The sequence below is a fragment of the Microbulbifer sp. YPW16 genome (assembly GCF_021290385.1).
GTDB classification, from domain to species: Bacteria; Pseudomonadota; Gammaproteobacteria; order Pseudomonadales; family Cellvibrionaceae; genus Microbulbifer; species Microbulbifer zhoushanensis.
This window is the reverse complement of record NZ_CP089928.1, coordinates 3,777,060-3,796,844: the sequence shown is the minus strand read 5'-3', so window position 1 is coordinate 3,796,844 and position 19,785 is coordinate 3,777,060. Positions and strand designations below refer to the sequence as shown.

The window sequence follows — 19,785 nt, the reverse complement described above, 5'->3', positions numbered from 1 at the left end:
TCATGCTCACAGGCAACCCCCCCACCCCATCCGGCAACCGCCCCAACCGCAGTGTCCTGACAGTCAGCGACCTCAACCGGGAGGTAAAACACCTGCTGGAGAGCAGCATACCGCTGCTGTGGGTCAGTGGTGAGATCTCCAATTTCGCCGCCCCGAGCTCCGGGCACTGGTACTTCACCCTCAAGGATGCCCGCGCCCAGGTGCGCTGCGCCATGTTCCGCGGTCGCAACCGGGCGGTGCGCTTCCGGCCGGAAAACGGGCGCGAGGTCCTGCTGCGGGTGCGGGTCGGCCTCTACGAGGGCCGCGGCGAGTACCAGCTGGTCGTTGAGCATATGGAGGAGGCCGGACTGGGTGCCCTGATGCGCCAGCTGGAGGAACTGAAGGCACGCCTGCAGGCCGAGGGCCTGTTTGCCCCGGAGCGCAAGAAACCCCTGCCCCTCCTGCCCGGGCGTATCGGCATTGTCACTTCCCCTACCGGTGCCGCCGTGCGCGACATGATCCACGTGCTCGGCCGGCGCCACCCGGCGGCGGAGATCGGCTTGTGGCCGGTCCAGGTGCAGGGCCGCGAGGCCGCCGGCCAGATTGCCGATGCTATTGCCCGGGCCGGTCACTCGGGCAGGCACGACCTGCTGATCGTGGGACGCGGCGGCGGCTCCATCGAGGACCTGTGGCCATTCAATGAGGAGATCGTTGCCCGCGCCATCGCCGCCTGCCCGATCCCGGTCATCTCCGCCGTCGGCCACGAGACCGACACCACCGTCTCCGACCTGGTTGCCGACCTGCGCGCCCCAACCCCTTCTGCGGCGGCGGAGATCGCCAGTGCCAATGCAGTGGAGATGTGGCAGGGATTGGTCGCGCTCCGCCAGCGCCTGCTGCGAGCCACGCAGATACAGCTGCGCCACCTGCAACAGCGCGTGGAGGCCACCTGCAATCGCATCCGCCACCCGCGCGAACAACTGCAGAATCGCGCCCAGCGACTGGATCACCTGGAACTGCGCCTGCAGGGCGCAGTGCGCCAGCACCTGCACAACCGGCACCGTGAGTTGCAGCTGGCCTCACGGGCGTTCGCACACTATCACCCTGAGCGTGCGCTGGAGCATCGCCGCCAGCTCACCGACACGGCGGCGGAGCGACTGCGCAAGGCCATGCAGGCCCTGCTGCAAAAGCGCGGGGAGCGACTGGCGCACAGCGGCCAGCTGCTGCACAACGTCAGCCCGCTGGCCGTGCTGCAACGCGGCTACGCCATTGTGCGCGACGAGCAGGGCCAGGTGCAGAAGAGCACCCGCACCCTGTCGCCGGGCCAGCGTGTACACACGCGCCTGGCGGAGGGCGAATTCACCGCCACTGTCGACGAAATCCTCTGACTCTCCGGCTTCCCCAATTTCCCCCCATGCGCCCGAGCCCGGGCGCCCGCCGGTCGCGGTGAAGGAGACCAGGCCGACCCTACCATTTCCGCCAGTGCAAGCTGCCGGAGCAGAACCATGCCAATGGATACCCCCCAGCCGTGGCTCGATTGGCACATTGGGCCCCGTGGCCCAGTGCCTGTTGATGGTGCCGTTTCCGGGCGCCTGCAACGGGCTGCAGCAGACAACGCAACGGCCCCGCGATCGCAGGGAGCGAGTGGAAAATGTCTCGTGCTGGCTACGACCCTAAACTTGGGCCAGTGAAGTCTATCGGAGTCCGCGATGGTGACTGAGAAGGCTAAATCACAGTGCTCGTTGCGTTACTGGGCCATTCTCCTGGCCGCCCTGTTCGCATGCGTGGTCCTCACCGCTTGCGAGGAGCGCCAGGAGTCCCCCGCCAGGAGCGACCGGGCGGCCCCCATCAGCGAGAGACCCGGGCTGGCACCGGCCGACAGCGGGGCCGCACCGAAACAAAAAAAGGAAACCCGGGAAGCCGAGCGAGTCAACCAGCCGGAGTACATTGAAACCGGCGACCTGCAGGCGCTGAGGAAGCGCGGCATTATCCGTTTTGTCAGCCTCACCGGGGACAACCAGAGCTACCTGCCCCGCAAGGCCATTGTCACCCAGACCCACCGCCAGCTCGCCAACCAGCTGGCCGAGCGAATGAAACTGCAGGCCCGCTGGCTTATTGCGGAGACCCCCCAGCAGGCCATGGAGATGGTCAGTGATGGCCGGGCCGACCTGGCCGTCGATAATTTCACTGACAACGAGGCCAGAAGGGAAATCGTCAGTTTTACCCAACCTCTGGCGCAAGCCTCTGACGTCCTGGTAAGCGGTGTCAACGGGCCGGATATCAGCGACATCAAAAACCTGCGCGGGGCGGAACTGATAGTCCTCGCGGGCAGCACCTACGCCGACCGGGCTTACCAGCTGGCGGAGGAACATCCGGATGCCAATCTCCATGTGCGGGAGGTTTACCTGAACGACGAGCGGGATACGCTGTTTGATATGGTCAGCAAGGTCGACAACGCGGTGACCATCCTGCACAGGACCATTGCCGAGGATACACTGCAGTACCGCGATGACCTGAAGATCGGCGCATCCGTCGGCGAGCCAGAGGATATCGCCTGGGCCATGCGCAAGGACGCCAAGCGCCTGAAAACCCGGGTCAACAATTTCCTGACTCGTACGCTGGTCACCGAGATCCCGGAGCGTACCTCCCACTGGTTTGCCATCAAGCAGTCGCGGGTTTTGCGTTTCGCCACCTACAACGGCCCCATCAGTTACTACCTGTGGAAAGGGGTACTGCGGGGATTCGACTATGAAATGGCGAAGGCCTTTGCCGACAAGCACGACCTGCAGCTGAAGATTGTTGTGGTCCCCGATGAAGAGGACCTGGTGGAATGGGTGGCCGATGGCCGGGCTGATATCGCCGGCGCCTCCACAACCATCACCCGGGAGCGTATCGCCAAGGGCGTGGAGTTCAGCGTGCCTTTCCTGGAGACCCCACAGAATGTCATCAGCAATAACAGTCGCCCGCCGATCAAGACACTCGGCGACCTCGCCGGGCGGACCCTGACACTGCGTGCCTACTCGGCCTTTATTGGGACCGCCAGGACCCTGCAGGAAAACGGCATCGATGTGGAGGTCGAGGTAGCTCCACCGGAAATGTCGTTTGCCACCATCCTGAACAAGGTCGCGGAAGGCGAGTTCGATGCAACCATCGAGGACACCTATATTGCCGACATCCAGGCAGCCCTGCGCCCGAACCTGGTAATTGGCCTGCAGGTCAGTGACCCCCTGCCCCAGGGCTGGATGGTCAAGCAGGGCAACAAGGACCTGCTGAAACAGGTTAACCGCTTTATGAAAAAATTTAGTGGCAGCGACGAATACAAAAGAATGTTTGCGGCCTACTTCAAGCCCAATAAAAACCTGGTGCAGAAGATCAGTGCCCGGGTAGTCCCCGGGGAGGACCTGTCACCCTATGACAAGCTGGTAAAAAAATCCGCCCTCGATCACGACTTCGACTGGCGCCTGGTCACCGCGCAGATGTGGCAGGAGAGCAACTTCAACCCCAAGGCCGTTTCCCCGGTCGGGGCCCAGGGCCTGCTGCAGGTGATGCCGCGCACCGGCGAAGATATGGGTTACCCGCCGCCGCTGTTTGAACCGGACCGCAACCTGCAGGCCGGCGTCAAATATATGGAATGGATCCGCAACCGATTCAAGGATCCCCTGCCCACGGATGAGAAGCTGTGGTTTTCCCTCGCCTCCTACAATGCGGGCCTCGGCCATGTGCTGGACGCCCAGAAGCTGGCCGAGGAACTGGGGCTGGATCCGGAAAAGTGGTTTGACAACGTGGAAGTGGCAATGCTCAAGCTGGAGGAGCCACGCTATTTTGAGAAAGCCCGCTACGGTTATGCGCGTGGCTCCGAGCCGGTTGCCTATGTGCGCAAAATCAGCAGGCTTTACAAGGCCTACACGGGCGTGGCTACCGGCGATGTCGCCAGCCGGGGCAGTTCCGGCGGGGCAACCGCGCCGTCATTTACAGCTCCAGCACAATTTTGCCGATATGCTTGCTCGACTCCATCAGGTTGTGTGCCCGGGCCGCATCCTCCAATGCGAAAGTTGCCTCAACCACTGGGCGCACCTTGCCCGCATGGATCAGCGGCCATACCGTTTTTTCCAGGGCACGGGCAATGGCAGCCTTCGTTTCCGCTGAACGGGGCCGCAGGGTGGAGCCGGTGAGGACCAGGCGCTTTGCCGCCACCGGCCACAGGTTGAGCTTCACTTCGGCGCCCTGCAGGAAGGCGATATTGACAATACGGCCGTCGGGCGCTGCCAGGCGAATATTGCGGTTTACATAGTCCCCGCCCACCATATCGAGGATCACATCAGCGCCGTAGTCATCGGTGAGTTCGCGGACGACCTCTACAAAATCTTCCTCGCGGTAATTGATACACCGCTCGGCACCGAGTTTTTCACAGACGTTGCATTTTTCCGCCGAGCCGGCGGTGGCAAAGACGCGCGCGCCCAGGTTGCTGGCAAGCTGGATGGCGGTGGTACCTATGCCCGATGAACCCCCATGCACCAGCAGTACCTCGCCGGCCTGCAGGCCGCCGCGGTCAAACACATTGCTCCAGACGGTAAAAAAAGTCTCGGGCAACGCTGCCGCCTCGGTCATCGACAACGACTCTGGCACCGGCAGGCACTGCCCCGCCGGAGCCACTGCGTATTCAGCATACCCGCCACCGTTGGTGAGTGCACAGACCCGGTCACCCGGCTGCCAGCGCGACACACCACTGCCCACAGCCACCACTTCACCCGCCACCTCCAGGCCCAGGACCGGCGAGGCGCCGGGCGGGGGTGGGTAGAGCCCCTGGCGTTGCGCCACATCGGGCCGGTTGACGCCCGCTGCCACCACCCGGATCAACACCTCGCCCGCGCCGGCTTCCGGCCGCTCCCCTTGCGCCAGCTGCATCACTTCGGGATCACCGGTTTCGGGCAGATCGATATAGCGCATCAGAACCTCTGTTTTCCGTATGTTTCTGGTGGAAATGACGGTAACAACATTGCACCGATAAAAAAGCCCGGCAAGGTGCCGGGCTTTCAGTTTATGCCATCCGGGGCGGATGGGTGAAGTTACAGGTCGTAGGTCAACTCCACGCCCATCACACGGCCCTTGTTCAGCGGGGTAAAGCTGGCACCCGGGCCGCCCAGGTTGATGGGCAGCTGGGTATTGTTACCCTCGGTGACCTCGTCGAGCATATTCTTGCCGAAGAATGCCAGGCGGTAGTTACCGCTATCCGGGGTGTAGCCGAAGCTGAAGTCCAGCATATCCGCAGCCGACAGCATGCCCAGGTTATTGTCGGTGTAGGGCGCTTCATCGCGGTGGTTGAAGTTGACTCGCGAGGTCAGCGTGCCGGCAGCCCCCAGGTCCAGGTCGTGGACCAGGCCAATACCGTAGGTCCAGGGTGCCAGGCGCGGAATATCCAGCCCCAGGTCCACATTGTTCACCTGGCCGTCACCACTGATATCGCCGCGGACACTGTCGTAATCACCATCCACGTAACCGACATTGAAGGTAAACAGCAGCGTATCAGTCGCCGCCGCCATCGCCTCCAGTTCCGCACCGCGAATGGTGGCATCAGCAGTATTGCGGATAATCTGCACCACACCCACGACCGGGTTGCTCAGGTTTTCTTCCCGTTGCATCTCATCGATGGTGTTGTGGAACAGGGCCATATTGGTGCGCAGGCGACCATCGAACCACTCGGCCTTGCCGCCGATTTCGAAGCTGGTCTGCTCTTCCTGGTCCGTGGGCCCCGGAAGTTCCCCCGGCCCGGTGTTACGCATGTTGTAACCACCGCTGCGGAATCCCTTGGTCCAGAAGCTGTAAATCTGCGCATCGTCCGACAGGTTCCACTGCAGGCCCACTTTCGGGGTAAAGGCATCCCAGCTTTCCGAATCCTCGAAATCGTAGGCGACACAACCGTCGAGGCTACAGAGATCCACGGGAATGGTTGCGATCTTCGCGTCCTTGTCCTCGGTCGAGTAGCGTCCACCAAGGGTCAGGACCCAGGACTCGTTCAGGTCAACATCCGCCTGGGCAAAGATACCCAGGGCTTCGTGGTCCTGGATACCGCCGCCGGTCCAGTCGAAGCCGCCGGACCCCGGAGGTCCGGAAAGGGGCAGCAGTCGGTTTTCGTAGTACTCCAGGTCCTGGTTGAACCAGTACAGGCCGGTGGTCAGGGAGGTTGCACCGAAACGGCCGGCATAGCGCAGTTCGTTACTCAGCTGGCTCTGGTCGACACGGGTGTTGGCGTGGAAGGCGGTAATCGGCAGGGAGTCGATATCGCCGGTGCCGTTGGCATCGTATTCGCGCCAGGCAAGGATATTGGTGATGGTGCCGTTACCGAACGCCACATCCTGGTTGAACTCGGTGATCACATGGCTCCACTCATCCTCCTGGAAGCCCTCCTCGTTCTGCGCCACTTCAAAGGAGTCATCACTGTTGTCCCAGCCGGATACATCCACGCCGAACAGCGGGTAGAGCGGGAAATTGGTTGCCAGTGCACCCCGGTTTTGCGCCACTACACCGTCGGAATCCATCTTGCCGTGCTCCATACGCACCAGCAACTCGGCAGTTTCCGAAATATCGACACTGAAGCTCGGGCGGATAAACCAGCTGTCCGAGGCACCGGCACTGTCATTGCCGGTGTAGACATTTTCGAACCAGCCCTGGTCATTGTTGTAGTAGGCGGTAAAGCGGCCGTTGACCGTCTCGGAAATTGCACCATTCACAGTGGCTGCGGCAATGGTGTCCAGGTTGTCGGTGGTGGACAACTTGAACTTGCTGGAAAATTCTTCGGTGGGACGAGCTGTGCGGATCACCACCGCACCACCGGTCACGTTGCGGCCAAACAACAGGCCCTGGGGACCGCGCAGCACCTCGATGCCCTCGAGGTCAAACATATCGGTCACGACGCCCGCGTTCACCCCCATGTACATCCCGTCGACAAAGACACCGACCGTGGGATCGATGGAGGGAATCGAGCTGTTGACACCCAGCCCGCGCACCGTGAAGTTGGCAGTATTCTTGACCGTGCCCACATCATCCAGCTGGACGTTGGGCATTTTAAAAGACAGGCTCTGCAGGTCCTTGGTCTGCAAGGCCTCCAGCTGGTCGCCGGAATAGGCTGTCGCAGCCACCGGCACTTCCTGCAGGCGCTCGGCCTCGGCACGCTTGCGGGCAGTGACCTGGACCTCTTCCATGATGGTGCCTACTGCACCCTCCGCAGCGTGCGCGGACATACCGCTGGCAAACCACAGGGTGGCTACCGAGCATGCGCTAACGAGTGCGGATACATTCCTCGAATTGAACTGACGTCCCATTTTCTCTCTCCATTGCAATACTTATTTTTATCGCCACAACGGATGCACTGCGACCGTACTGCATGCCTCCTTTATTTTTATTGTTCGGAGAACTCGACCAGTGACCGCATATTGTTTTAACCGCACGCCAGGACAACAACGTACGATGACAAAAGCTTACAACCAGTCATTCGGATGAGAAAGCAATTTTGTCCAGAAATCACGGCGATTTAACGCAATAAGTCCTGTCTGCATGGAATGGGAGCTTGCCCGGCTGCAACGGGCCAATCGGGCATCAGGATGGTGAATAACGCCTATTTGCGAGAGCTATGATGAGCGGGGTTTCTGGGCGCTCTTGGTGCACAAGTGGAGCCGTTACGGGCCCTGACCGGACCAACCGGTCAACCCTCTTAACGAGCCAGTTCACCTTTGACTGGTAGGTGGTAATCGGCCGGTTATCCGCCGGCTTCCTCCCGGCTTTTGCGCCAGTTGATTACATAACTGCGGCTGAGGCGGTCGTGCAGGAGATTGCCGTTCAGGAAGCAGTTCACCAGCCAGGCGAGCCAGTACAGGGGCACAGTCAGGGAGAAGCTCAGGACCCGCCAGAGCCCGTGGCCATAGCCCATACGCCGGAACTGCCGGTTGGTGACGCGATAGCCCAGCAGAAACTTGCCGGGTGTAGCCTGCCAGCGGGAACTTTCGGCCAGCCAGGCCAGCACCAGGTAACCCGCGACCGAAACCAGCAACGCCACGCTGCTGGCCTCCCCTTCGCTGGCACCATTCTTGATCAGGACGGCAGAAGTAATAATGCCTAGCGCAACATAGACCAGGAAAACATCCAGCAATACAGCAAAAGCCCGCGCGAGCAGGCTGCCAAAATAATATTCGGGGAAGCGTTCCTCCTCCGGGGTCGCCCACTCCAGCACCAGCTTGCGCCCGCCCCGCAATCCCCGCTGGGGATCACCGGCCACGGTCTCTTCCCCATCGAGCCGGGGCAGTACCGCGTTCAACAATTCGGCATCAAACTGTTCCTGCAGGCCGGCGGGATCCTCGGACCAGGCGAACAGGGAATCGCAATACCGGAGTACCCCGCTGGCGATTTCGGGTTTGTCCGTATACCACTGCTGCGAGCCGGCAACGGCCACCGAGTACCGGGCAACACGCTGGAAAACCCCCAGGCCCAGGTTCCAGTTATATTCCTCTTCCAGGATAAACGGGCTGTCGGCCAGGAACTGCCAGCTGGCCCTGGCGTTGATGCGCGCGGGATCGGCCAGTACCGCGTCAACCTGCGCGAGCACCCGGTGAAATTCATCGATACGGGCATTGCGCCGCTGTTCCGCTTCCTGTTCGTCAACGGATGGCGACAATCCTGCCGCAGGAACCGGTTCTTCCTGAGCTGATGCCGATTCAGGCTGCTGATGCGATGCCTGCTGTTCTGTCCCAGCGTGATTCCCTGGCTCGGCAGCGGCCGGCACCGGAGCGGAATTTATTCCGGAACCAGTCGACTCGGCCAGCGGCTCCAGTGGAGCGGAAACTTCAGGCTGCATTTCCGCAGCCACTTCGCCAGGGCCGCTGCCGTCAGAGGCATCAGTCTGGCTTTGTTCGGCGGCAAGTCTCAGTGCCTGCTTGTAGGCTGCGTGCAGCCGCTGGAACTCGTGGGGTTTTTCGTCCGGGCGGGTTTGCTTGAGCTTTTTGGCATAGGCGCGCTTGATCGTGCGGGTTTCCCCGGTAGGCGCAATTTCCAGTAGCTGCCAGGGATTCATCAGATCCAGTCCTCGCCGTCCAGGCGATCAAGCACCTCCCGCAACTGCAACTGGGCCTTACGGATTTCCGCCGGGTTCTGGGAGTCCAGCACCCGGTCAAATTCCCCCAGTACCCGCGCCAAGTGCTCGCGCTTTTCACCCAGGCTGGACTCATAGAGGCGCTCGCCGCGGGCAATCAGGGCGCGGTTCTCCTCGTCCTCCCGGGGATGGAACTTCAGCCCGGCCAGCTTTTGCCGGGAACGCTGGATTTCGTCTTCGGACAGGGCGCCGGGGGCAAACTCGATCAGTTTATTGTGTGTCTTGCCGGTGGAGGTGACGGTGATATCCACCTCCAGCAACCCGTTCATATCGTAGCTGTAGCGGATATCCACGGACTCCTCGCCCTTGCTGGCCCTGGGTACCGGAATCTGCATTTCACCCAGGTAGACATTTTTGTTCACCAGGCGGTTTTCCCCCTGGTAAACCTTCACATTTACCTGGGCCTGGTTGTCATGGGCCGTCCACACGCGTCGCACCACGCTGGTGGGCACCACCGTGTTGCGGTCGATAATCGGCATGAAATAATCGCCCTGGTCCGGGCTGTCCTCGTTAAGCACCCCCGTGCCCAGCGTATACGGGCATACATCGGTAAGCACGATATCCTCGAGGGCCGCGCTGCGGGACTTGAGCCCGGCCTGGATTGCCGCCCCCATCGCCACGACCGTGTCGGGATCCAGGTGGCAGGAGGGCAGTCGCCCGAACATCCTGCCCACCAGGGAGCGGAACTGGGCCATGCGGGTGGAGCCACCCACCAGCACCACCTCGTCGATTTTCTGGGGCGGCAGGTTGGCATCGCGCATGGCGCGCTCGATCGGGCGCTTGGAGCGCAACAGCAACGGCGCGCTCAGTTTCTCGAACCACTCAGCGGTAACAACCCATTCCAGCTTGCCCTTGCCGAGTTCCAGCTCCAGCACCTGCTCCGGCTTCTGGCTGATACGGCGCTTGGCCGTTTCCATCTGCATATACAGGCTCTGCAGCTGCCGGGCCGTCAGGGCCTGTCGGTCGATCCCCTGCTCCGTGAGCACGTTCTCGATCATCGCCTCGACAAAATCCTCACCACCGAGGAAATTGTCACCGGCACTGGCATGCACTTCCATAATGCCGTCGAAGAACTCCAGGATGGAAACATCGAAGGTACCGCCACCCATGTCGAGGATCAGGAAATTCCCCTCCCGCCGATCGTGCAGGCCGTAGGCAATGGCCGCCGCCGTGGGCTCATTGATCAGTCGTTCCACCTTGAGCCCGGCGAGCTCGCCGGCCTGCTTGGTGGCGTGGCGCTGGTTGTCATTAAAGTAGGCCGGCACACTGATGACCGCCTCGGTGACAGGCTCACCCAGGTAAGCCTCGGCATCCTCTTTCAGGGCCCGCAACACCACGGCGGAAAGTTCGGTGGCACTGAACAGTTGCCGGTCCAGCTTGACCTTGTGATCCGTGCCCATCAACCGCTTGAAGGCGGCAACGGTTCGGTCGCTATGGTTGATCAGGCGCTCCCTCGCTGTCCTGCCCACCACCAGCTCACCGGAATCATCAAAACCCACCACCGAGGGCGTCAACAGATCACCCAGGCGGTTGGGAATCAGTGTCACGCCATCGTCCGTAAGGATGCCGCAGGCGCTGTTGGTGGTGCCCAGGTCAATACCGATTACCGCCATAGATAAATCTTCCGTTTTTATTCTTTCGCTTGTTCAGTCCATCGTCCGCGCCAACCTGGTTCACGGGCGGGCACAGGGGCTAAAGCGTATATTATCGCGTCACTGGTCGCCACCGGGACGGCAACAACCGGAGAGGAGGGGGCCGGAGAGAGACAGCGCGAGAGGCGGGCGGGACGTATCAGCTATTCCTGTAGCCGTAATACCACCTGGCGGTGGTATCCCCAATATTGCGCACTGAATGGCTGGCACCGGCGGGGATATGGATTTCCTCGCCGATCGCGGGCTGCCAGGTGCGCCCGCCGGTTTCCACTTCCAGTTGACCTTCCGCCAGCACCAGTAATTCGTCGACATCGTGGACAAAATCCTCCCAGCGCTGCCCGGGAGGATCCGTCCACAAGTCAAAGGAGTATCCGCGCCGCGCCCAATCATCGCGCAGCGCGCCTACATCAGGCGGCTCGCCGTTCACGGTGACAACCGCTCCACCTGCCAGCTGCCATCATCCTGCAGGCGATAGACAAAGCGATCGTGCAGGCGACTGGCCCGGCCCTGCCAGAATTCCACGGTATCCGGCACCACCCGGTAACCGCCCCAGTAGTCCGGCAACGGCACCTCTTCCGGGTAACGCTCCCTGGCCTCCAGGAACGCGTTCTCCAGCTTGTCGCGGGACTCTACCGGTTCACTCTGGTGGGAGGCCCAGGCTGCCAGTTGGCTGTCCCGCGGGCGGGTATTGAAATAGGCCTCGGCCTCGGGCCGGCCCAGTTGCTCGGCGCGACCGTAAACAATCACCTGGCGATCCAGGGCGTGCCAGGGAAACAGCAGGCACACCTGGGGATTGGCGGCGATATCCTTTGCCTTGTGGCTCTGCAGGTTGGTAAAGAAGGTAAAGCCGTGCTCCCCGTAACCCTTCAGCAATACGATGCGCTGCGATGGCCGGCCGCTGGCATCCACCGTCGCCAGGCTCATGGAGCTGGGATCCTTGAGACCCGCCGGGCTCAGCTCCTGCAACCATTTATCGAACTGCTCTATCGGTGTTTCCCGCAGATCCCCACGGCTCAGGCCGCCACTGACATACTCCCGACGCCACTGATCAATTTCCATCCAGTTTTCTTCCTTTCCCGGTGTGCTTCAAGTAGGGAACCCCCGAACAAGCCCCGGCGTTGCAGCACTTGCAACGGACCTCGCCATTCATTGCGCACTGCTCCGCAGATCTGCACGCTCCAGGGCCTGCAAAGTGGCTGTGAACTTGCCCAGCGGTTCCCCTGCTAGTCTATAACGTCTGCGCCACCTTTTCCCGGCTGCTCCCGATTGCGCGATTTTCCTTCTCGCGCCGGGGCGCAAAGCCCAATTATCCGGTGATTTTCTCCCGCTTTGTGCAGAGTCTGCGGGCGCTTGCGCCCCCCGGTGGGGGCCGCTAGTCTGCTTGCCACTTCATATACCAATCACCAATAAGGAATCGAGCAGATATGTCCTCCGCGCCAACCTGTGCCCAGGTGCTCATGCGCCTGCTGCGTCAATACCAGGTAGAAAAAGTCTTCGGTATCCCCGGTGTCCACACCATCGAATTGTACCGGGGGCTGCCGGGCAGTGACCTGCAACACGTGACCCCGCGCCACGAGCAGGGCGCCGCCTTTATGGCGGACGGCTACGCCCGTGCCACCGGCAGGCCCGGCGTCTGCTTCCTGATCACCGGGCCCGGCCTCACCAATGCCGCCACGGCGATGGCGCAAGCCTATTCCGATTCCATCCCCATGCTGGTGATTTCCGCGGTCAACCGCCGCGAGGACCTGGGCATGGGCCGCGGGCGGCTGCACGAGCTGCCGCGCCAGAGCGATGTGAGCCGGGGCTACTGCATCTGGCAGCACTCGCTTACCGACGCCGGCCAACTCCCCGAGGTCATTGCCCGCGCGTTCCAGGTGATGTCTTCCAGCCGGCCCGGACCGGTGCATATCGAAATTCCCATCGACCTGTTCCCGGCGCCCATGGCCGGCAGCCTGGAGGATTACCGCGCCTGCCCGTCGGCCACTGCACCGGCACCGGGTCCAGATGCCCTGGCGAGTGCCGCAGATCTCCTGGCCGGGGCCGAGCGCCCGGTAATCCTGCTGGGCGGTGGCGCCCAGGCGTGCACCGACAGCGCCACGCGGCTGGCGGAACAGCTGGCGGCGCCGGTTTTCCTGTCGCTCGCCGCCAAGGGCATCGTCGACGAACGCCATCCTCTCTGTGGCGGCGCCAACCTGAGCTTCAACTGTGTACGCGAGCGGGTGGAGAATGCCGATGTCGTCCTCGCCGTGGGCACCGAACTGGCGGAGACCGACCGCAACCTGGTCCGGGAAGACTATGACTTCCGGGGCAAACTGATTCGCGTGGATATCGACCCGGCCCAGCTGGTATGCAACGCCACCCCGGACCTGGCCATCTGCGCCGATGCCGATGCCACCCTGGGCCTGCTTTCTGACCACCTGCCGGAGGGCCAGCAGGACCGCCGCGCGGCTGCGGAACAGGAAGTCGCCCAACTGCTGGCGGCCTGTCGCGATGAGTGGTGGCCCGGTTCCGAGGAGCGCTTTACCTGGGTAGAGGCCCTGCGTGCAGCGCTGCCGGAAGACGGTGTGCTGGTGACCGACTCCACCCAGCTGGCCTACAACACCAACCATGCCCTGCCGCTCTACAGCGCCCGCAGCCATATCACCTGCACTACCGGTTACGGCACCCTGGGTTTCGCCCTGCCCGCGGCCATCGGCGCCCGCCTGGGCGGCGACCGGGACGTGGTTGCACTGATCGGCGACGGCGGCCTGATGTTTACCCTGGGCGAACTCGCGGTAGCCGTCGAGCAGCGGTTGCCCCTGCCGATCCTGGTCTGGAACAATTCCGGCTATGGCGAGATCCGCGACTTCATGGACGCGGCAAAAGTACCGCAGGAAGGCGTCAACCTGGTTACCCCGGACTTCGTCGCCCTGGCAAAATCCTTCGGTGCTGAAGGTTGCCGGATCGAGCAGCCCCGGCAGCTGGGAGAGGCAATAACGCAGGCACTCAAGCGCAATACACCCACACTGATCGAAATCACCGCGCCCTGAGTGCGGCTATTCAAGCAAAACCGCAGAGAGTGCGGACAAGCGATTGCAGAGACATTCAATCATGATCGATTTCAGCAAAATGCATATGGACAAACTGTATCTCAACGGCCAGTGGCAGGCCTCCCGCGGTGGCGACCTGCACCCGGTGATCAACCCGGCCACCGAGGAGGAAATCTGCAAGGTGGTACAGGGTACCACCGAGGACGTCGATATCGCCGTGGCCGCAGCGCGCGAGGCATTCAAGACCTGGCGCAATACCAGCGCCGCCGAGCGCCGCGATTACCTCAACGCGATCGCCGATGCCATGGAAGCACGCAAGGACGACCTGGTGCAGGCGGTATCGCTGGCGCTCGGGTGCCCGCCCCATATCAGTGAATGGCTGCACGTCGAGGGCCCGATTTACTCCATGCGCTATTACGCCGAGCGCACCGCGCTAATGGAAAAGACCGAGAAGGCGGCCCACTCCCTGGTGCTGCGCGAGCCGATCGGCGTATGCGGTTTTATTACCCCGTGGAACTACCCACTGCACCAGTTTGTGGGCAAGGTGGCCCCGGCCCTGGCCGCCGGATGCACCATGATCACCAAGCCCTCGGAGATGACCCCGCTGCAGGACTACGTGATGGCGGAAATCATCGACTCCGTGGGCCTGCCCGCCGGCGTCTTCAACTTGCTGCCGGGTGCCGGCCCGGTGGTTGGCGCTGCGCTATCGGCCCACCCGGATGTCGACATGGTGTCGTTCACCGGTTCCACCCGTGCCGGCATCGAGGTGGCGAAGGCAGCAGCCCCCACCGTCAAACGCGTGACCCAGGAACTGGGCGGCAAGAGCCCACTGATCATCACCCCGGATGCGGACCTGGAAACCGCGGTGCGCTGGGGCTGTGAGGATGTGTTTATCAACACCGGCCAGACCTGCACCGCCCTGACCCGCATGCTGGTGCCCGCCGACCGCTACGAGGAGGCGGTGGAGATCGCGAAACAGGTAGCTGAGGAAACCTCCCTGGGCACCGGTCCGGAGAACTTTATGGGCCCGCTGTCCTCCTCCCGCCAGCGGGAGATCGTGCGTGGCTATATCGAGAAAGGCGTGGCCGAGGGTGCGCGGCTGGTGGCTGGCGGTGCCGAGCAGCCGGAAGGATTCGAACGGGGCTTTTACGTCAAGCCCACGGTATTCGCCGATGTAACCAATGACATGGCCATCGCCCGGGAGGAAATCTTCGGTCCGGTAACCTGCCTGATCCCCTACCGGGATATAGACGAAGCCATCGCCATTGCCAACGATTCCGAGTACGGCCTGTCCAGCGGTGTCTGGGCCAGGGACGCGGAAAGCGCGCTGCCGGTAGTGCGCCGCATCGAGGCCGGCCTGTGCTTCGTCAACGGGGGCGAGTTCAACTACGACGCGCCCTTCGGCGGCTACAAGCGTTCCGGTAACGGGCGCGAATTCGGCGACGCCGGGCTGGATGAGTTTATCGAACTGAAATCCGTGCAGTTACCCGCATAAAGCTCTGCCCGGCCCCTGCCCGGGGGCCGGGCTGTTGACTGGTTATTCCCGCCCCGCTATCTTTGCTCCCGACATCAAGAGAGTGGCTGACGCCAACGCCAACCTGCCGACCGGGGCAAGGTGGTTTTCTCACCGCACTGAAACTGTCACCCGTGACAGTGAGCATGCGAGAGAGATGGGGCTCTGAAGAGCAATCCAACCGGAGACGCGAACCCGATTTCGCCGCTTCCACGTCAGCCCTCCAGTATTTTTATGGAGGGACCATGTCCGAGTTACCGCACAACAGCACTGAAGTCATCGAGATCGAGATTGCCAACCAGCGCAACCGCACCGCTGTACGCGCCCTGCGACGGGCCGACCGCCAGCTGCTGTGGCAACTACTGTTCGACACCGCGGAAGAGGCACTACAATTCGCCACCCATTGCCGCGCCAGCAGCGCCCCTGTCACGGCCCACAAGGCCTGCGAACTGGCCGGTTAACAGCTAGACTAAGCGCCAAAAGCGCCAGTTTGAGGAGCTAACAAGAACACCATGTCCAAGCCAGAGCAATTCTTCCAGCACCTGCGTGACGAGCTCAAGCAGATCGAGGCGGACGGCCTGTACAAGCGCGAGCGCATCATCACCTCGCAGCAGGCGGCGCAGATCCAGGTGAACAACGAGGCCGAGGTACTCAACTTCTGCGCCAACAACTACCTGGGCCTGGCCAACCACCCGGACCTGATCGAGGCCGCCAAAGAGGGCCTGGACCAGTATGGCTTCGGCGTGGCATCGGTGCGCTTTATCTGTGGCACCCAGGACATCCACAAGGCGCTCGAATCGCGCCTGTCCGAATTCCTGCGCACCGAGGACACCATCCTCTATACCTCCTGCTTCGACGCCAACGGCGGCCTGTTCGAGACACTACTGGGGCCCGAGGATGCAATCATCTCGGACGCCCTGAACCATGCCTCCATCATCGACGGCGTGCGCCTGTGCAAGGCCATGCGCTACCGCTATGCCAACAACGACATGGCGGACCTGGAATCAAAGCTGAAAGAGGCCGATGCGGCCGGCGCACGCACCAAGCTGATCGCCACCGACGGTGTCTTCTCCATGGACGGCGTAATCGCCGACCTGAAGGCCTTGTGCGACCTGGCAGACAAATACAACGCGCTGGTAATGGTGGATGACTCCCACGCGGTGGGCTTCCTCGGCGAGCACGGGCGCGGCACCCACGAGTACTGCGACGTGATCGACCGGGTGGATATCATCACCGGCACCCTGGGCAAGGCCCTCGGCGGCGCCTCCGGCGGCTTTACCTCCGGGCGCAAGGAAGTCATCGACATCCTGCGCCAGCGCTCGCGCCCCTACCTGTTCTCCAACTCGGTAGCGCCGTCCATCGTGACCGCGTCCCTGAAAGTACTGGACATGCTGATGGAGGGCGGCGAGCTGCGGGAAAAACTGCGTGAAAACTCCGCCTACTTCCGCGAGCGCATGACCGCAGCCGGCTTTACCCTGGCTGGCGCCGACCACCCGATCATCCCGGTGATGATCGGCGATGCCGCCCTGGCCCAGCAGATGGCGGACAAGATGCTGGAACGCGGTATCTATGTGATCGGCTTCTTCTACCCGGTCGTGCCCAAGGGCCAGGCCCGGATCCGCACCCAGATGTCCGCCGCCCACACGCGCGAGCAGCTCGACCGCTGCATCGATGCCTTCGTGGAAGTGGGCCGCGAACTCAATATCATTTAAAACTGTTTACGATCGCGGCCATGGGCCGCTCCTGCGGTGCACTGACCTGCTGCACCCGATGCTGGAGCGGCCCATGGCCGCCGTCCATGCATATTCTGGCACTGAACAATGAAAGCACTTTCCAAACTGAAATCTGAACCGGGCATCTGGCTCACCGAAGAGGAAGTCCCGGAGCCGGGCCACAATGACCTGCTGATCCGGATCCGCAAGACCGCGATCTGCGGCACCGACATGCATATTTACAACTGGGATGAATGGTCCCAGAAGACCATCCCCGTGCCCATGGTGGTGGGACACGAGTACGTGGGTGAAGTAGTCGGCATGGGCCAGGAGGTCGCCGGCTTCGAGATCGGCGACCGGGTCTCCGGCGAGGGGCATATCACCTGCGGTCACTGCCGCAACTGCCGCGCCGGCCGTCGCCACCTGTGCCGCAATACCTATGGCGTGGGCGTGGACCGCCAGGGCGCATTCGCCGAATACCTGGTGATCCCGGCCCTGAACGCCTTCAAGATCCCCGATAACATTTCCGACGAACTGGCCTCCATCTTCGATCCGTTTGGCAACGCCGTGCACACCGCCCTGTCGTTCGACCTGGTGGGCGAGGACGTGCTGATCACCGGCGCCGGCCCCATTGGTATTATGGCGGCGGCAGTGGCCCGGCACGTGGGTGCGCGCCATGTGGTTATCACCGACATCAACGATTATCGCCTGGAGCTGGCCGGCAAGATGGGCGCGACCCGCACCGTCAACGTCAGCCGGGAAAAACTCACCGATGTCATGAACGAGCTGGGCATGAGCGAGGGCTTTGACGTGGGCCTGGAGATGTCCGGTGTGGCAGTTGCATTCCGCGATATGCTCGAGGCCATGAACCACGGCGGCAAGATCGCCATGCTCGGCATCCCCCCCGGTGAAATGGCGATCGACTGGAGCCAGGTGATCTTCAAGGGATTGATCCTGAAGGGTATCTACGGACGCGAGATGTTCGAGACCTGGTACAAGATGGCCAGCCTGATCCAGTCCGGCCTGGACCTGAGCCCGATCATCACCCACCAGTTCCCCGTGGACGAGTTCCAGCAGGGCTTCGATACCATGGGTTCTGGCGAGTCCGGCAAGGTTATCCTGGACTGGCAGTAAGCTTTGCCGCAGCCGGGCCGCTACCCCGCGGCCCGGCTCTCTCCCGTGGCCGCCCTCTTCCCACTGTCTCGTACTGCCCCTCGCACCGCGCCCGCTTATCCGCCCACCACTTTCCCGGTGTAACCTTCACCGCCAACATTGCCCCCGGCATGATCCGACCGAGCAGTTCTGTCGAATCGGTTCTAGACTCTGGTGACAGGACCCTGGCACTGAATTTCACGCCAATGCATTTTGCGGCATTGCCGGGACTACCGGAACCGCAATCCCGGGAATACGGGAGCACACGCAGGAGAGAACCATGAAACTGAGCTGTCGTTGTCTGTTGGGCGCCGCTGCGCTGTCGCTTGCGGCTTTCGCGCACGCCGACGTGGTTATTGAAATGCACGCCGTAACCAAGGATGGCGTGGGCAAGCCGGTGGGCAAGGTGGTCGCCACCCAGTCCAAATATGGCGTGGTCTTCACGCCAATGCTCGAGAACCTCCCGGCCCGGGGCACGCTGCACGGATTCCATGTGCACCAGAACCCCAGCTGCGAACCGGCCGAGAAAGACGGCAAGATGGTGCCCGCCCTGTCCGCAGGCGGCCACTTCGACCCGAAGCAAACCAACCGCCACAGCTTCCCCTGGGGCACCGGCCACCTGGGTGACCTGCCGGCACTGTTTGTGGGCGCCGACGGCAAGGCCACCAGCCCGGTACTGGCGCCACGCCTGAAGCTTTCAGACCTCAAGGGCCGCGCACTGATGATCCACGCCGGCGGTGACAATTACTCCGACGAGCCCAAAGCCCTGGGCGGCGGCGGTGCCCGCGTCGCCTGTGGTGTGATCCAGTAACCGGAGCGCCGGGCCGCTTCACGGGGCCCGGCGCACAGGCCCCTAGCGAATCAGGGCCACCTGGCGTTCATAGGTGTACTCCTGCAGGCCGAAATGCCCGTAGGGATAGGTGTAACTTGCCCGCTCCCCGGCAATCCGGCTGGAGTGGACGCCGCCCACGGTACATACACCGGTTGCACAGACAATCTGGTCGGACCAGCTCTTGATGGAATACACACGGCTGGCGATGGCCCTGCCATAGAGCCAGTCCAGGAAAGGACTGGATACCGACAGTCCATAAGTGCCGCAGGTGCTGTTGTACACATTGAAGGGATAGGTACCGCAACTCCACAGGCCCCGGTAGGCGCCCGCCACCCCCACGAAAGCATCGACACCGGCCTGGACGCCCAGCTCGATTACCTGCTGTGCTGCCAGGGTCACTCCCATGGAATGGCCAATGATGTCGACCCTGCCGGTGCAGGAGCTGTCCAGCGCGGACTCGATGGCATTGCGCACCGGGGTCTCCTCGGAACCACTGTGATTGTTACAGGCCGCACAGGACTTGGAACCCCAGTCCGGGCGGAAAATCTGCGTGGCGGCGTATCCCTGCTGTCGCAATTCCTGGTAGGTATTATCCCAGTCCTGTGGCGAACCCGTATTGCCGTGCACAAGCACCACATTGTCCACGCAGGCTGCTGCAACCCTGCCCGTAAAGAGCAGCAGTGGAATGCAGGCCAGCAATAATTTTACCTTGGTCATTATCGTTTTCTCTCTCGCTGGGGCAGCCCGATAAGACCTCTATCGGTACAGCCGTGGTTTGAA

Annotated in this window: 14 protein-coding genes, 1 pseudogene and 1 riboswitch; of the genes and pseudogenes, 8 read left to right on the top strand and 7 right to left on the bottom strand. The window is 62.3% G+C overall.

Going from position 1 to position 19,785, the window contains the following annotated elements:
• Window positions 1–2 precede the first annotated feature (2 nt).
• Both xseA and LVE68_RS16430 read left to right on the top strand, forming a co-directional pair.
• Window positions 3–1,364: an exodeoxyribonuclease VII large subunit gene (xseA, locus tag LVE68_RS16435; protein ID WP_232941525.1), complete on the top strand. Its 1,362-nt coding sequence runs from the start codon at window positions 3–5 to the stop codon at window positions 1,362–1,364.
• Window positions 1,365–1,685: 321 nt separating this feature from the next.
• A pseudogene (locus tag LVE68_RS16430) lies at window positions 1,686–3,713 on the top strand (transporter substrate-binding domain-containing protein); the annotation flags it as partial.
• Between the two features lie 232 nt (window positions 3,714–3,945).
• On the opposite strand, the gene LVE68_RS16425 reads toward LVE68_RS16430, so the two are convergent.
• The 6 genes from LVE68_RS16425 to pdxH all read right to left on the bottom strand — a co-directional run bounded on the left by LVE68_RS16425 (window position 3,946) and on the right by pdxH (window position 11,826).
• The gene (locus LVE68_RS16425) at window positions 3,946–4,923 is read right to left on the bottom strand and encodes an NAD(P)H-quinone oxidoreductase (RefSeq protein WP_232941524.1); all 978 of its coding nucleotides are present in this window, start codon (window positions 4,921–4,923) and stop codon (window positions 3,946–3,948) included.
• A gap of 119 nt (window positions 4,924–5,042) precedes the next feature.
• Window positions 5,043–7,295: a TonB-dependent receptor gene (locus tag LVE68_RS16420; protein WP_232941523.1), complete on the bottom strand. Its 2,253-nt coding sequence runs from the start codon at window positions 7,293–7,295 to the stop codon at window positions 5,043–5,045.
• A 434-nt stretch (window positions 7,296–7,729) separates the two neighbouring features.
• Window positions 7,730–9,037, bottom strand: coding sequence for an RDD family protein (locus LVE68_RS16415; protein ID WP_232941522.1), 1,308 nt, complete (start codon window positions 9,035–9,037; stop codon window positions 7,730–7,732).
• A complete protein-coding gene (locus LVE68_RS16410; RefSeq protein ID WP_232941521.1) occupies window positions 9,037–10,728 on the bottom strand; it encodes an Hsp70 family protein in 1,692 nt (563 codons plus the stop codon). Before LVE68_RS16410 ends, LVE68_RS16415 begins: the two co-directional genes overlap by 1 nt.
• Before the next feature lie 178 nt (window positions 10,729–10,906).
• Window positions 10,907–11,125 carry a cupin domain-containing protein gene (locus tag LVE68_RS16405; RefSeq protein WP_232941520.1) on the bottom strand — a complete coding sequence of 73 codons (219 nt, stop codon included), beginning with the start codon at window positions 11,123–11,125 and terminating at the stop codon, window positions 10,907–10,909.
• A 65-nt stretch (window positions 11,126–11,190) separates the two neighbouring features.
• Entirely contained in the window at window positions 11,191–11,826 is a 636-nt protein-coding gene (gene pdxH, locus LVE68_RS16400) for a pyridoxamine 5'-phosphate oxidase (RefSeq protein ID WP_232941519.1), read from the bottom strand.
• A 365-nt stretch (window positions 11,827–12,191) separates the two neighbouring features.
• Between pdxH and LVE68_RS16395 the strand changes: the two genes are divergently transcribed.
• From LVE68_RS16395 to sodC, 6 genes are all read left to right on the top strand, one after another.
• Window positions 12,192–13,796 carry a 5-guanidino-2-oxopentanoate decarboxylase gene (locus LVE68_RS16395; protein WP_232941518.1) on the top strand — a complete coding sequence of 535 codons (1,605 nt, stop codon included), beginning with the start codon at window positions 12,192–12,194 and terminating at the stop codon, window positions 13,794–13,796.
• 85 nt (window positions 13,797–13,881) lie between these two features.
• Window positions 13,882–15,291 carry an aldehyde dehydrogenase family protein gene (locus tag LVE68_RS16390; protein WP_232941517.1) on the top strand — a complete coding sequence of 470 codons (1,410 nt, stop codon included), beginning with the start codon at window positions 13,882–13,884 and terminating at the stop codon, window positions 15,289–15,291.
• 66 nt (window positions 15,292–15,357) lie between these two features.
• Window positions 15,358–15,499: riboswitch (SAM-I-IV-variant riboswitch) on the top strand.
• Between the two features lie 55 nt (window positions 15,500–15,554).
• On the top strand, window positions 15,555–15,770 hold the full coding sequence (locus LVE68_RS16385) for a hypothetical protein (protein ID WP_232941516.1): 216 nt from the start codon (window positions 15,555–15,557) through the stop codon (window positions 15,768–15,770).
• Between the two features lie 51 nt (window positions 15,771–15,821).
• Complete coding sequence (kbl, locus tag LVE68_RS16380; protein WP_232941515.1) at window positions 15,822–17,021, top strand: glycine C-acetyltransferase; 1,200 nt, start codon at window positions 15,822–15,824, stop codon at window positions 17,019–17,021.
• A gap of 108 nt (window positions 17,022–17,129) precedes the next feature.
• Window positions 17,130–18,155, top strand: a complete 1,026-nt coding sequence (tdh, locus tag LVE68_RS16375) for an L-threonine 3-dehydrogenase (RefSeq protein ID WP_232941514.1) — start codon at window positions 17,130–17,132, stop codon at window positions 18,153–18,155.
• A 298-nt stretch (window positions 18,156–18,453) separates the two neighbouring features.
• Window positions 18,454–18,984 carry a superoxide dismutase family protein gene (gene sodC, locus LVE68_RS16370; protein WP_232941513.1) on the top strand — a complete coding sequence of 177 codons (531 nt, stop codon included), beginning with the start codon at window positions 18,454–18,456 and terminating at the stop codon, window positions 18,982–18,984.
• A 42-nt stretch (window positions 18,985–19,026) separates the two neighbouring features.
• On the opposite strand, the gene LVE68_RS16365 is transcribed toward sodC, so the two are convergent.
• Window positions 19,027–19,722: an alpha/beta fold hydrolase gene (locus tag LVE68_RS16365; RefSeq protein ID WP_232941512.1), complete on the bottom strand. Its 696-nt coding sequence runs from the start codon at window positions 19,720–19,722 to the stop codon at window positions 19,027–19,029.
• Between the last annotated feature and the right edge of the window lie 63 nt (window positions 19,723–19,785).

Excerpts from the sequence above, each read along its gene's own strand:
- tdh (WP_232941514.1), top strand. The coding sequence starts at position 17,130 with ATGAAAGCACTTTCCAAACTGAAATCTGAACCGGGCATCTGGCTCACC.
- LVE68_RS16425 (WP_232941524.1), bottom strand. The coding sequence starts at position 4,923 with ATGCGCTATATCGATCTGCCCGAAACCGGTGATCCCGAAGTGATGCAG.
- LVE68_RS16420 (WP_232941523.1), bottom strand. The coding sequence starts at position 7,295 with ATGGGACGTCAGTTCAATTCGAGGAATGTATCCGCACTCGTTAGCGCA.
- sodC (WP_232941513.1), top strand. The coding sequence starts at position 18,454 with ATGAAACTGAGCTGTCGTTGTCTGTTGGGCGCCGCTGCGCTGTCGCTT.
- LVE68_RS16390 (WP_232941517.1), top strand. The coding sequence starts at position 13,882 with ATGGACAAACTGTATCTCAACGGCCAGTGGCAGGCCTCCCGCGGTGGC.
- pdxH (WP_232941519.1), bottom strand. The coding sequence starts at position 11,826 with ATGGAAATTGATCAGTGGCGTCGGGAGTATGTCAGTGGCGGCCTGAGC.
- LVE68_RS16365 (WP_232941512.1), bottom strand. The coding sequence starts at position 19,722 with ATGACCAAGGTAAAATTATTGCTGGCCTGCATTCCACTGCTGCTCTTT.
- LVE68_RS16415 (WP_232941522.1), bottom strand. The coding sequence starts at position 9,037 with ATGAATCCCTGGCAGCTACTGGAAATTGCGCCTACCGGGGAAACCCGC.
- kbl (WP_232941515.1), top strand. The coding sequence starts at position 15,822 with ATGTCCAAGCCAGAGCAATTCTTCCAGCACCTGCGTGACGAGCTCAAG.
- LVE68_RS16385 (WP_232941516.1), top strand. The coding sequence starts at position 15,555 with ATGTCCGAGTTACCGCACAACAGCACTGAAGTCATCGAGATCGAGATT.
- xseA (WP_232941525.1), top strand. The coding sequence starts at position 3 with ATGCTCACAGGCAACCCCCCCACCCCATCCGGCAACCGCCCCAACCGC.
- LVE68_RS16395 (WP_232941518.1), top strand. The coding sequence starts at position 12,192 with ATGTCCTCCGCGCCAACCTGTGCCCAGGTGCTCATGCGCCTGCTGCGT.
- LVE68_RS16410 (WP_232941521.1), bottom strand. The coding sequence starts at position 10,728 with ATGGCGGTAATCGGTATTGACCTGGGCACCACCAACAGCGCCTGCGGC.